The 12791-nt window shown below is 72.1% G+C and carries 11 protein-coding genes; 7 read left to right on the forward strand and 4 right to left on the reverse strand.

All coding sequences use genetic code 11. From position 1 onward, the window contains the following. Window positions 1-112: 112 nt before the first annotated feature. On the reverse strand, window positions 113-949 hold the full coding sequence (locus ACZ52R_RS14265; protein ID WP_360492174.1) for an alpha/beta fold hydrolase: 837 nt from the start codon (window positions 947-949) through the stop codon (window positions 113-115). Window positions 950-1264: 315 nt separating this feature from the next. Between ACZ52R_RS14265 and ACZ52R_RS14270 the strand changes: the two genes are divergently transcribed. Continuing rightward, window positions 1265-1990 carry an alpha/beta fold hydrolase gene (locus ACZ52R_RS14270; RefSeq protein WP_465617260.1) on the forward strand — a complete coding sequence of 242 codons (726 nt, stop codon included), beginning with the start codon at window positions 1265-1267 and terminating at the stop codon, window positions 1988-1990. Between the two features lie 29 nt (window positions 1991-2019). Further along, window positions 2020-2574: a Dps family protein gene (locus ACZ52R_RS14275; protein ID WP_465617262.1), complete on the forward strand. Its 555-nt coding sequence runs from the start codon at window positions 2020-2022 to the stop codon at window positions 2572-2574. Between the two features lie 252 nt (window positions 2575-2826). On the opposite strand, the gene ACZ52R_RS14280 is transcribed toward ACZ52R_RS14275, so the two are convergent. Continuing rightward, on the reverse strand, window positions 2827-3309 hold the full coding sequence (locus tag ACZ52R_RS14280; RefSeq protein WP_465661934.1) for a DoxX family protein: 483 nt from the start codon (window positions 3307-3309) through the stop codon (window positions 2827-2829). Between the two features lie 31 nt (window positions 3310-3340). Beyond that, complete coding sequence (locus tag ACZ52R_RS14285) at window positions 3341-4003, reverse strand: hydrolase (protein WP_465617265.1); 663 nt, start codon at window positions 4001-4003, stop codon at window positions 3341-3343. A 416-nt stretch (window positions 4004-4419) separates the two neighbouring features. Here ACZ52R_RS14285 and ACZ52R_RS14290 point away from each other — a divergent pair, with 416 nt between their 5' ends. Beyond that, window positions 4420-6306 (forward strand): amidohydrolase, encoded by a 1887-nt coding sequence (locus ACZ52R_RS14290; RefSeq protein ID WP_465753523.1) that lies wholly within the window; start codon window positions 4420-4422, stop codon window positions 6304-6306. 85 nt (window positions 6307-6391) lie between these two features. Next, complete coding sequence (locus ACZ52R_RS14295; RefSeq protein WP_465661936.1) at window positions 6392-7153, forward strand: YoaK family protein; 762 nt, start codon at window positions 6392-6394, stop codon at window positions 7151-7153. A 103-nt stretch (window positions 7154-7256) separates the two neighbouring features. Here the strand turns inward: ACZ52R_RS14295 and ACZ52R_RS14300 are convergent, their stop codons facing one another. Beyond that, entirely contained in the window at window positions 7257-8216 is a 960-nt protein-coding gene (locus ACZ52R_RS14300) for a hypothetical protein (protein ID WP_360492160.1), read from the reverse strand. 261 nt (window positions 8217-8477) lie between these two features. On the opposite strand from ACZ52R_RS14300, the gene ACZ52R_RS14305 reads away from it, so the two are divergent. The 3 genes from ACZ52R_RS14305 to ACZ52R_RS14315 all read left to right on the forward strand — a co-directional run bounded on the left by ACZ52R_RS14305 (window position 8478) and on the right by ACZ52R_RS14315 (window position 12554). Continuing rightward, window positions 8478-9206, forward strand: coding sequence for a dienelactone hydrolase family protein (locus ACZ52R_RS14305; RefSeq protein WP_465617267.1), 729 nt, complete (start codon window positions 8478-8480; stop codon window positions 9204-9206). Between the two features lie 133 nt (window positions 9207-9339). Continuing rightward, window positions 9340-11394 carry a transglycosylase domain-containing protein gene (locus ACZ52R_RS14310; RefSeq protein WP_465661937.1) on the forward strand — a complete coding sequence of 685 codons (2055 nt, stop codon included), beginning with the start codon at window positions 9340-9342 and terminating at the stop codon, window positions 11392-11394. 122 nt (window positions 11395-11516) lie between these two features. Continuing rightward, a complete protein-coding gene (locus ACZ52R_RS14315) occupies window positions 11517-12554 on the forward strand; it encodes a hypothetical protein (protein WP_465753520.1) in 1038 nt (345 codons plus the stop codon). Window positions 12555-12791 lie beyond the last annotated feature (237 nt).

The raw sequence follows: 12791 nt of genomic DNA on the forward strand, positions 1-12791 counted from the left end.
CGGAAGGGGACGCCGGGCGCGGGTCTCTGGTCGGTCGGTCGGTCAGGCTGTGCTGTCAGCGGACCGGCGGGCGGGCGGACGGCCGCGGTCGGGGGAACCGCGGCCGTCCGGGTCACTTGGCGAGGAAGGCCAGCAGCGCGGTGTTCACTTCCTCGGCGTGGGTCCACAGCAGGCCGTGCGGCGCGCCCTCGATCTCCACGTACTCGGCGGAGGGCAGGGCCCGGTGGAAGACGCGGGCGGTGTTCTCGATGGGCAGGGTGCGGTCGCCGGTGCCGTGCAGGATCAGGGCGGGCACGTCGATGCGGGGGATGTCACCGCGGAAGTCCGTGTACCAGGTGCTCGGTGCGGCCGAGGCGGCGTAGGAGCCGCCGGAGGCCGCGGTGTTCCAGCTGTTGCGGACGGCCTCCTCGCTGATCCGGGTGCCGAGGTTCTCGTCCAGGTTGTAGAAGCCCTTGAAGAAGTCGGTGTAGAAGGCATACCGGTCGGCCTTCACGGCGGCGACGATGCCGTCGAAGAACTCCTGCGGGGCGGCGCCGTCGGGGTTGTCGTCGGTCTTGAGCAGGAACGGCTCCAGGGAGGCCAGGAAGGCGACCTTGGCGACCCGCTCGGAGCCGTAGGTCGACACGTACCGGGCGACCTCGCCGGTGCCCATGGAGAAGCCGACCAGTACGGCGTCCCGCAGGTCCAGGGTCTCCAGCACGGTGTTCAGGTCGGCGGCGAAGGTGTCGTAGTCGTAGCCGGTGGTGGGCTGCGAGGACTGGCCGAAGCCGCGACGGTCGTAGGTGATGACCCGGTAGCCGGCGTCGAGCAGCGCGGCGCTCTGCCGCTCCCAGGAGCGCCCGTCCAGCGGGAACCCGTGGATCAGGACGACCGGCTGACCGGTGCCGTGGTCCTCGTAGAAAAGGTCGATGGAGGTGGAGTTCTCCTGGCCAACGGTGATGAACGGCATGGGTTTTCCCGTTTCTCTCGGACAGCGTGTGGGCTGCTGATGGGCCTCACGTTAGGGGCGGCCGGTGGCGGTCGATGGCCTGTGAGAGCACACGGTGTCGTCCGAGAGTGCCGCAGACGGATCGACCGGCGTTGCAATGATCCAGCGCATCTGACGCAGTGTCAGCCACTGTGCGCTGACCGGCTGTGGGCGGTGCGCCGTCGGAACAGGCCCCGGGCCGGGGCGTTTCTACGCTGATGCCGCCTCGCGCACGGCGTCGGACCTCCGGCGCGGTGCGCATGCCCCGAAGAAAGCAGCGATCTTGAGGATTCAGTCATGACGACGAATGACACACCCACCGTCGTGCTCGTGCACGGCGCCTTCGCCGATGCCTCCAGCTTCGCCCGGGTCATCCCCGAGCTGCTGGCCGAGGGGCTGAAGGTGGTGGCGCCGGCCGTGCCCAACCGCAGTCTGGTCGGCGATTCCGCCTACATCGCGTCGGTGGTCCGGCAGATCCCCGGGCCGGTCGTGCTGGTCGGCCACTCCTACGGCGGCGCCGTGATCACCGTGGCGGGCGCCGAGGAGAACGTCAAGGCGCTGGTGTACCTCGCGGGTTACGCGTTGGAGGAGGGCGAGAGCCTGGGTGAGCTGCAGGGCCGCTTCCCCGCGTCCGAGCTCGCCTCCGCCCTGGTGTACACCCCCTTCCCGCTGGAGGGCGGGGACGGCGAGGGCACCGACGTCTCGGTGGAGGTCGACCGTCTTCCGGCGATCTTCGCGGCCGACGTCGACCCCGGTCGGGCCCGGGTCCTCGCGGTCTCCCAGCGGCCGCTCGCCGCAGCGGCGTTCGGCGAGGCCGCACCCACCGCCGCGTGGCGGACCAAGCCCTCCTGGGGGATCGTGGCCGGCGCCGACCGGACCATCAACCCCGACGTCCAGCGGTTCGGCTACCGGCGCGCCGGGGCAGCCACGGTCGAGGTCGACTCCTCGCACCTGGTGATGCTCTCCCACCCCGGGCGGGTCGCCGACGTGATCCGCGAAGCCGTCCGGTCCGTGGACAACTGACACCCCCCCGAAACAGTGACAGGAGCACCATGACCAACCAGCCACGCCTCCACCAACACGGCCCCGAGATGCAGGAGTTCGGCACCGTCACCCAGCTGCCGATCGCGCTCTCCCACGACGCCCGGCAGTACTCGGCCCAGCGGCTCAACCGCGTCCTCGCGGACACCCAGTTCCTGTACGCGCTGTACAAGAAGTACCACTGGGGCATGCGCGGGCCGACCGCCTACCAGCTGCACCTGCTCTTCGACAAGCACGCCCAGGAACAGCTGGAGCTGGTCGACGCGCTCGCCGAACGGGTGCAGATGCTCGGCGGTGTCGCCGTCGGCGACCCCCGTCACGCCGCCGAGATCACGGGCGTCCCGCGCCCGCCGGACGGCATCGAGGGCGTGCCGTCGATGCTCTCGCGCCTCCTCGACGCACACGAGACCATCCTCGCCGACGCCCGCGACGCCGCCACCCGCACGGCGCGGCTCGGCGACGACGGCACCCAGGACCTCCTGGTCTCCCAGATCATCCGCACCGGCGAGACCCAGGTCTGGTTCCTCGCCGAGCACCTCGTCGTCACCCCCGAGACGGGGGTGTGACGGCAGGCCGGGCCCTCCGATGGCGGGCCCGGCCCCGGTCGGCGGCTGTGCGGGAACCGGGACCCGGCTGTGCGCGTACCCCAGGGGCGGGTGCGCGCACAGCCGGGTCCCGATGCGTTGCGTCACCGCCGGGTCCGGGCCCCTGCGTGGGTTTCCGGGTTCGTGGCGCCGAAGGGTTCGAACCGCAACGAGCTCGGGCCCCTGGACACGGGCGTGTCCAGGGGCCCGAGCTCGTCGGGGGTGCCGCTGCCGTCAGGCCCGGTGCAGGGCGAGCCGGGTGGCCAGGCCGCCGCCCACGCCGGCGAGGACAGCCACGGGCAACCACCACAGCGGCCAGTGCGCCAGGCCGAGGGCGCCGTCGACCGACCACTGTCCGGGGCCGGTGGCGGCCAGCGCCGCGCCGATGGTGATCAGGACGAACGGGTACTCGTACCCGTCGTGCTGCACCCACAGCCCGTGGGGCCACTTGACGGTCAGGGCGACCGTCATCACCCCCATGGCGCCGGCGGCGGCCAGCGGGGTGAGCAGACCGAGGGCCAGCATCAGCCCGGCCCCGATCTGGGTGCCGCCGGCGGCTATCGCGGTGAGCTTGCCGCCGCGGAAGCCGTCACCCCGGAATTCGGCCGTGCCGCCGTCCAGTCCGCTGCCGCCGAGGTGGAAGCTGACCTTCTGGACGCCGTGGCCCGCGATCAGCAGGCCGGCGACCAGGCGCAGCAGGAGAAGACCCGTGTTCATGTCGGACTCCGTCGGGGTCGGTGGCGGGCCGTCAGCCGGCGGCGTGCGGGTTGATCATGGACTGGGCGTAGACGATGCCCATGCCGTAGGCGCCGCCGTGCTCCTTGACCAGGTCCGTCACGGCGACGTAGGTCTCGGCGCGGGCCCAGTCACGCTGGAGTTCCAGCAGCACCTGCACCCAGGTGACGGGCACGGCGCCGGCGGCGGTCATCCGCTGCAGGGCGTGCTCGTGGGCCCGCGGGCTGACGCCGCCGGAGGCGTCGGCGACGACGTACACCTCGTAGCCCTGCTCCAGCGCCGAGAGCGCCGGCAGGACCAGGCAGACCTCGGTCCACAGGCCGGACAGGATGATCTTGTGGCGGCCGGTCGCCTTGACCGCCTCGACCAGCGCCTCGTCCTCCCAGGCGTTCATGCTGGTCCGGTCGATGACCTCCTGCTCGGGGAAGACCGCCTGCAACTGCGGGAGGATCGGTCCGGAGAAGGACTCGGCCGCGACGGTGGACAGCACCACCGGGACGTCGAAGATCTTCGCGGCCTTCGCCAGGCCGACGGTGGAGTTGATGATGGAGGTGCGGTCACCGCTGCCGGTGCCGAAGAACATCTGCGGCTGGTGATCGACGAACAGCATCATCGCGTTGTCCGGGGTGAGCAGGTCGGGGCTCGGAGCGGCGTGGACCTGGGTGAAGTCGACCATGGTTCTTCTCTCTTCTGAGGGATGCAGGGAATCGGCAGCGGATTGGCAGCGCATCTGCCGCGCATCTGCAGCGGGTCTGCGGGGAGTCAGCGGGGAGTCAGCGGGGAATTCGCCTGGGAAGGCGACTCATTGACGCTGCATCAGTTCCGGCTGTGTCAGCCGCGATCCGGATCATCCGGGGCGGCACGACAGCGACGTTAGTCGGCGATCGGCCGGTGGTTCTGCTCGCTGTGCGCCCTGGACTGTTCCGACAACGCACGGTAGGTCGGCGCCGCGTCCGGCCCCGACCGCAGTGCGCTGCGGGGCAAGTCGCGATGCGCTGCGAAGTGCGTCGGGTGCCGGTCTGCTGCCTAGGTTTCGCCGGGTGGCCCTGTCGGGCCGAGACCACCGCACGAAGGGACCCCTCGTTGTCCAGCATGCCCGTCGCCGGGATCCGTCCCGGCGCCCCCGCCCTGCCCGCCGACCTGGTCATCCGCAACGCCAAGGTGCACACCAACGACCCGCGCCGCCCCCGGGCCGGCGCGCTGGCCGTCCGGGACGGGCTGATCCAGGCGGTCGGTGACGACGCGGACGTGGTCCCGCTGGTCGGCCCCGACACCCGGGTCGTCGACGCGCTCGGCCGCCGGGCCGTCCCCGGACTCAACGACGCGCACCTGCACGTCATCCGCGGCGGCCTCAACTACGTGCTGGAACTGCGCTGGGACGGCGTCCCGACACTGCGCGAAGCCCTGGCCATGCTCCGGCTGCAGGCCGAGCGCACCCCGCCCGGCCAGTGGGTCCGGGTGGTCGGCGGCTGGTCCGCCGACCAGTTCGCCGAGCGGCGCCTGCCCACCCTGGCCGAGCTCAACGCCGCGGCGCCCGACACCCCCGTCTTCGTACTGCACCTCTACCAGTCGGCCCTGCTCAACAAGGCCGCGCTGCGCGCCGCGGGCTTCACGCGCGACACCCCCGACCCCGCCGGCGGCCAGATCGTCCGCGGACACGACGGTGAACCGACCGGCCTGCTGATCGCCGCGCCGGGCGCTCTACTGCTCTACTCCACCCTCGCCAAGGCGCCGACCCTGGACGAAGCCGACCGCGTCGGCTCAACGAGGCACTTCCTGCGCGAGCTCAACCGCTTCGGCCTCACCTCCGCGATCGACGCCGCCGGCGGCTTCCAGAGCTTCCCCGAGAACTACGGCACCGTCATGGAACTCGCCCGCCAGGGCCAGTTGACCCTGCGCATCGCCTACCACCTCTTCCCGCAGACCGCCGGGCAGGAACTCGACGACCTCAGGCGCTGGGTCGACACCGTGCGCCCCGGCGAAGGCGACGAGTGGCTGCGCCTCAACGGCGCGGGGGAGAACCTCACCTGGGCCGCCGCCGACTTCGAGAACTTCGCCGAACCACGCCCCCGACTCGGCTCCTATGAGACGGAGTTCGAGAAGGCCGTCCGCCTGCTGATGGAGCACGGCTGGGGATTCAGGCTGCACGCCACCTACGACGAGACCATCCGCCGTGACCTCGCCGTCTTCGAGAAGCTCGCCGCCGAAGGCCTCTTCCCACACGGCAACCGCTGGCTCTTCGACCACGCGGAGACCGTCAGCCCCGACAGCCTCGACCGGATCGCCGCCCTCGGCGGCGCCGTCTCCGTGCAGAACCGCCTCTCCTTCCAGGGCGAGGCCTTCGTCTCCCGCTACGGCGCCCCGGTGGCCGCCGAAGCGCCGCCGCTGCGCGCCATGCTGGACCGCGGCCTCACCGTCGCCGCCGGCACCGACGCCACCCGGGTCTCCTCCTACAACCCCTGGGTCGCCCTGCACTGGCTGGTCTCCGGCCGCACGGTCAGCGGGCGCCGCCTCGCCGCCGAGCACAACCGGCTCAGCCGCGAACAGGCCCTGGAGCTCTACACCCTCGGCGGCGCCCGCCTCACCGGCGAGGAGGACGTCAAGGGACGTCTGACAGTGGGAAGTTACGCCGATATCGTGCTGCTCAGCGCCGACTACTTCACCGTGCCCGAGGCCGACATCCCGCACATCGAGTCCGTCCTCACCGTCGTCGGCGGACGCATCGTCCACGGGACGCAGGAGCACCAGGGCCTGGCCCCCGACCTGCCCGCGGTGACGCCGCCCTGGAGCCCGGTCGTGCGGTTCGGCGGCTACCACGCCACCCCCACCCCCACCCCCGGCCCGGCCGGCGTCCACCAGGCCGAGAGCGTCCTGGAGGCCGTGGCGGCCTCCGGCGAACAGCACGCCTGGCGCGCGGCCCGAGGCCTCGCCACCCTCCCCGGGCAGCCCGCGCTGCCGACGGACCCGTGCTTCTTCTGATGGTTCGTCAATTCCATCAGTGGGCACCGCCGGACCGAGGCGGTGCCCTTGCCCACCTCCCCCTACTTCGACACGAGGAGCCGTCGTGACCACGCCCGCGCCCGAGTCCGCGCCCGAGCCTGCGCCCGAGTCCGTGCCCGAGTCCGTGCCCGCGCACGAGTCCCGCACCGCGTCGCCGCCGCAGCTGCCCGGGGCGCAGATCCGCGACCGCCACCCGCTGGCCCTGGCCCTGTTCGGCCTCACCATGGTCAGCGGCCTGATCGACGCCGTGAGCTACCTCGGCCTCGGCCACGTCTTCACCGCGAACATGACCGGCAATGTCGTCGTCATCGCCTTCGCCCTCGCCGGAGCGCCCGGCTTCTCCGTCGTCGGCTCGCTGACCTCCCTCGCCGCCTTCCTCCTCGGCGCCGTCCTGGCCGGGCGCCTCGCCGCGCGGCACGCCGGCACCCGGCGCCCGCGCCTGGTGCGCACGGCCCTGGTCCTGGAGGTCGCGCTGCACGGCGCGGCCGCCGCCGTGGTCTTCGCCTGGAGCGCGGACGGGCCCGCGCAGTACGGCGTGATCGCGCTGCTCGCCCTAGCGATGGGCCTGCGCAACGGCACGGTCCGCGGCCTCGGGATACCGGACCTCACCACCACCGTGCTCACCCTCACCCTGACCGGCCTGGCCGCCGACTCCCGCCTGGCCGGCGGCACCGCCCCCCGCCGGACCAGGCGGATCCTCTCCGTCGCCACCATGCTCGCCGGCGCCGCCCCCGGTGCGGTCCTGGTCCTGCACGGGCAGCTCGCCTGGGCCCTGGTGGCCAGCGCGGCCCTCGCCGGGGTCACCGTCCTGCTCTACCGCGAGTGAGCCGACGACGCCGGGGGAGACCGGGGCCGGCCGGCGCACCGGCTGCCGACGGTGCGGAGCCCCGCCCCCGTCCGGCGGACGGGAACGGGGCTCCGGGTGAACGCTACTGGCCGCGCGTCACGCACTTGTTGGCGCTGTTCGACCACAGGCCCTGAAGGTCGAAGGTGCCGGTGCTCAGGGCGACGTAGGCGTCGAGGTCGACGCACGCGTCGCCGATCTCCCCGCCGCCGCCGTTCCAGCCGATGCTGGGCCAGAAGTCGGTGACCGTCTCGGCGTACTCGTGCGTCTCGGTGGACTCGATGCCGGAGAGCAGCCGGCCGTCCGTGAACGTCGTGCAGGCGCCCGCCCCGTTGTCCGGGATGTACGGGAGGTTGGTGTAGGCCAGGGTGCCGTACGAGGCGCTGGTCTTGTCGTGCCAGGCGCAGAAGCCGGTGTTGGGGAAGCCGTCCGGGTGCGTGTGGGTGGGGGAGACGACCACGTACTGGGCGTTGAGGTTGGGCGCCTGGGTGGTGTTGCCGAAGTGGCCGGCGGCCTTCACGGCCTCGGCGGCGATCTGCGTGGAGGTCGCCTGGGTGGGTGCGGCGGCTGCGTTGTCGAACCACACGCCGGCCAGCGGCGAGGACGTGGGGTGCTGGACGTGGACGCCCTTGGTACCGCAGGTGACGGTGCCCTTGGCGACGCCCTCGCAGTACTGGTCGAGGATGGTGCCCCAGGTGTCCTGGCTGCCGTAGAGGCCCTTGAACATGTTCTGCAGGTCGGGCGCGACCCCGGCGGGGTCGGAGGACCACTGCGAGCCCCAGAAGACCAGGTAGACCTTGGGGGTGGGGGACACCACACCCTGGCCGGCGCTGGAGCCGACCTTCAGGGTGTTGCCGGAGGCGGCCGAGGCGGCCCGCTGCTGCGAGGCGGCGGCGGGGGCGGCGGGGACGAGCGGCTTGGCCCCGAAGTGGGCGGGCGCCGGGGCGGGTTGCGCCTCGGCTCCGGTGGCCAGCGAAGTGGTGCCGACGGCGGCCAGGGCCAGCGCGGCCAGGGTGTGGGCGGCGGCCTTGAACGACTTGCGCATGCGTGTGCTCCCGAGTGTGAGGGTGTGGGAGGTCCGTACGTGCGAGATCGGAGCCCCGACACCACATCAACCCGACGGTGGGCCCGTCCAGATGCGCGGAGGCGGCGGGGGGAAGTGTTTGCCGCGGTCATACCAAGTCCTTGTCCTTGCCCTTGTCTCAGCTCTTGTCGTTGTCTCAGCCCTTGTCCTGCTCCCTGTCCCGGCCCCGGGTGGCACTACGATGCGCAGCGGTACTTTCCGGCCGACTCAACGGGGGATCTGATGACAGGTCAGTGGCAGGAGCTGGGCACGCCCGGCGGGATCGAGGCGTACGTGCACCGCCCGGAGGGCGAGGTGCGCGGGGCGGTGGTGGTCTGCTCCGAGCTGTACGGGGTCAATGCGTACCTGCGGGGCGTCTGCGCCGAGCTGGCGGGCCTCGGGTACGTGGCGGTGGCGCCGGACTTCTACTGGCGCAACGCCCGCCGCACCGAACTCGGGTACAGCGCGGAGGAGCGGGAGGCGGGCCTGGTGCTGATGCGCGCCCTGGACCGCGACGAACTGGTCGCCGACGCCGCCGCGGCCCTGGCGGAGGCCCGGACCCTGGCCGACGGGCGCGGCGTGGCGTTCGTCGGAACGAGCATGGGCGGGCACATCGCCGTGCGCGCCGCCACCGAGCTGCGCTTCGAGCTGGCCGCGGTGTTCTACCCCGGCTGGCTGCTGAACTCCGGCTTCCCGCTGGTCGGCCCGGTGCCGCCGCTGGAGACGGCCGAGCGCATCGCCGCCAACGGCGTGTACCTGCTCGGCTTCTGCGGCGAGCTGGACCACATCCTCCCGCAGGAGGAGTGGCAGGCGGCCGAGCAGCGGCTGACCGACGCCAAGGTCGATCACGAACTGATCACCTACCCGGGCGCCCGCCACGGCTTCGCCGCCGACCGCCCGGCCGACCACGACGCCGCCGCGACCGCCGACGCCTGGCACCGCGTCCACCAGGCCCTCGCCGAGCGCCTGTAAACCCGCCGCCCGTAAGCCCGAGCGCCCGTAGACCGGCAGCCCAGGGGTCCGGCTGCCGCCCTGTCGCAGAGCTGTGACAGAGCGGTGCCGGATCCCTTACGAGTTCCTCATGACGTGCACGTAGGGTCCTCGCATGGCAGAGAAGCTGGTGGGGACGGGTATGCGGAAGTTCGGGCACGGGCTGCGGCTGATCGGGATCAGCGTGGTCGCCGGTGCCGTGGCGGCGGGGATCGCGCTGCCCGCGGTGGCGGCGGCCGGGCTGGGGGCCCAGTCGGCGGCGGACGACTTCCAGAACCTGCCCGACGACTTCAAGACGCCGGCGCTGTCCCAGGCCTCGACGATCCTCGACGCCCAGGGCGGCACGATCGCCACCGTGTACGACCGGGACCGTACCGTGGTGTCGGCGGACCAGATATCCCCGCTGGTGAAGACCGCACTGGTGGACATCGAGGACAACCGCTTCTACGAGCACGGCGCGATCGACCTCAAGGGGGTGCTGCGCGCCGTGGACAAGAACGCCTCCTCGGGCACCACCGCTCAGGGTGCGTCCACCCTGACCCAGCAGTACGTGAAGAACGTGTTCGTCGACGAGGCGGGCGACGACCCGAAGAAGGTCCAGGAGGCGCAGCGGCAGACCATCGGCCGCAAGATCCAGGAGCTGAAGTACGCGATCAAGGTCGAGGAGACCCTGGGCAAGGACCAGATTCTCACCAACTACCTGAACATCACCTTCTTCGGGGAGAAGGCCTACGGCATCGAGTCGGCCGCGCGGCGCTACTTCGGCGTCCACGCCAAGGACCTCACCCTGCCGCAGGCCGCGATGCTGGCCGGCCTGGTGCAGTCGCCCAGCGGCTACGACCCGGTGGTCGACCCGACGGCGGCCAAGGACCGGCGCGACACCGTGCTGCGCAAGATGGCCGAGTACGGGCACATCACCAAGGAGGAGGCCCAGCAGGCCATCGCCACCCCGCTGGGGCTCAACGTCCAGGCCCCGCAGCAGGGTTGCATCCTGGCCAAGCAGGGCGAGGGCTTCTTCTGCGACTACGTGCGCAAGGTGGTGCTCACCGACCCGGCCTTCGGGAAGTCGGCGGCCGAGCGGCAGGCCGTGTGGAAGCGCGGCGGGCTGCAGATCCACACCACGCTCGACCCCAAGGCGCAGGCGGCCCTCAACTCCTCGGTCACCAGCCACGTGAACGCGGGCGACCAGGCGGCGACCGCGATGAGCATCGTCGAGCCGGGCACCGGCAGGATCCTCGCGATGGGCCAGAGCCGCCCGTACGGTGTCGATGACAAGCAGAGCCAGACCCAGATCAACTACAACGCCACCAAGGCCATGGGCGGTGGGCTCGGCTTCCCGACCGGTTCGACGTTCAAGCCGATCGTCGCGGCGGCGGCCCTGGAGAACGGCCTCACGCCGGGCCAGAGCTACACCACCGACTACAGCATCCCGTGGCCGGCGATGAAGGACTGCTCCGGCGGGAAGTTCCCGTCGGCCGGGCAGGTGCACAACGACAGCCAGTCCCTCACCGGCCAGTTCACCATGAAGACGGCGATGGCCCAGTCGGTCAACACCTACTTCGCGAAGCTGGAGGCCGACACCGGGCTCTGCAACGTCGCCCAGATGACCAACAAGCTCGGCATCACCGAGCAGGCGGGCGGCGAGAAGCTCCAGGTGGTGCCGTCGATGACGCTCGGCAGCAACGACCTGACCCCGCTGGAGATGGCGGGCGTCTACGCGACCTTCGCCGCCCACGGCACCTACTGCGCGCCGACCGCCATCACCTCGGTGACCGGCCCCGACGGCAAGCAGCTGGCCGTGCCGCAGGCGAACTGCTCCGCCGTGATGTCCGCCGACACCGCCGACACCGTCACCGCGATGCTCAAGGGCGTCGTGGAGGACGGCACCGGAAAGGCGGCCGGCCTCACCGGCCGCGACAGCGCGGGCAAGACCGGCACCACCAACGAGAGCCGCCAGGTCTGGTTCGTCGGCTACACCCCGGAGATGGCCGGCGCCACCGTCGTCAGCGACACCGACAACCCCAAGCCGCTGGACGGCCAGCGGATCGGCGGCAAGGTCGTCGGCCAGGCCTTCGGCGGCACCCTGGCCGGCCCGATCTGGCGCGACGCCATGGACGGCGCCCTCGACGGCACCCCGGCCGGCACCTTCCCCGCGATCCAGCTGCCGTAGCGCGGCACGGGGGCGGGTGGACGAAGTGGGTGGACGAAGGGTGGGTGTGCGGCAGTAGGGTGCGGCGGTCGGTAGTCGGCCGGGTCTCCGGTCGACGGGGGCGACCGCGTGAGGACCTCGGCATGACCTACGGAGAGCAGAACCCGTACCAGCAGCAGGGCTACGGGTACGGGCAGGGCTACGGCCATGGGCAGGACTACGGCTACGGCCACGGCTACGGCCACGGTCAACAGCCGCGGGTGCCGCTGTGGCAGCGCTTCCGGGGCGAGGAGTGGCCCACGCTGCGGGAGTTGCTGGCGCCCGCGCGCAAGGCGATCGGCTGCTGGGTACTACCGCTGCTCTTCTGCCTGTGGCCGTTCCTGGTCTTCCTCGGCCTCTACCCGATGGCGCGCTCGGCGCGACGGCTGGCCCGGAGGGTGTTCGCCGTGCCGGGCCCGCGGGGGATCACCGACCCGGTGGTGCTGCGGGTGCAGCGGATACGGGGGTGGCTGGCGCTCGTGGCCGGTTTCCTGGTGCTGGCGGTCTACGGTTCGCCGGAGGACTGGAGCGAGGCCAACGACCAGTTCCAGCTCCGGCTGGTGATCACGCCCTGGCTGGTACTGGTGACGGCCCCGGTGGTGGTCGGCATCCTGTTCCGGCTCGCCGGCCCGGCCCTGCGGCCCGCGATGCGCGCCCAGGTGCGGCCGGCCGTGCTGAAGGCACTGCAGTACGTCGGCGCCTGCACGGTGGTGCCGGTGCTGCTCTGGCTCGTCGCCCAGGCACGCGGCTCGGTCCAGGTGGTGCTGGTCGGCGCGCTGGCCGACCTGCTGCTCCTGGCCGCGCCGATCTGGGCGCTGATGTTCGTGGCGTTCGCCTCGCCGACCGTCGTCCGCACGGCCTTCACCCTGGACCGGGTGCACGCCGTCTTCCCGCCGGTGCTGACGGGCGTCCTGGTGTGGGAACTCGCCGCGATCGGGCTGCTGTTCGGAGGCCTGCCGCCCGGCCCGCTGCCCGTCGAGCTGGGCGCCGTCGTCGGCGGCCCGGCGACGGTGACCGCCGTCGCCTGGTGGGAGATCCGGCGGCTCCGCACCCACTTCGGGGTGACGCTGCGCGGGGCGCGGGCGGTGGGCGGCGAGGGCGGCAGGGGTGGCGCCGGCGCCCGGCGGCACGAAGAGGAATGAACCGGACGGAACGGGGCAGACGACCGCCGCACAGCCGTCGGCCCCGCCGCGTCCGCCACCGACCGATGGCTGGGCACCTGTCAGACCTCCGGGGTGCGCGCACCCCGGGGTGCCGGGCCGGGCTGTCGGCGGGCAGTCCGGTCCAGGGCTGATGCGTTCTCAGCAGGTGATCTTGAGGAGTGCGGTGGCGTGGTCGGGGCGTGACCGGTAGTGGTCGGCTGCGGCGGCGATGTTGGT

It is taken from the genome of Kitasatospora sp. NPDC034023, from assembly GCF_055575795.1.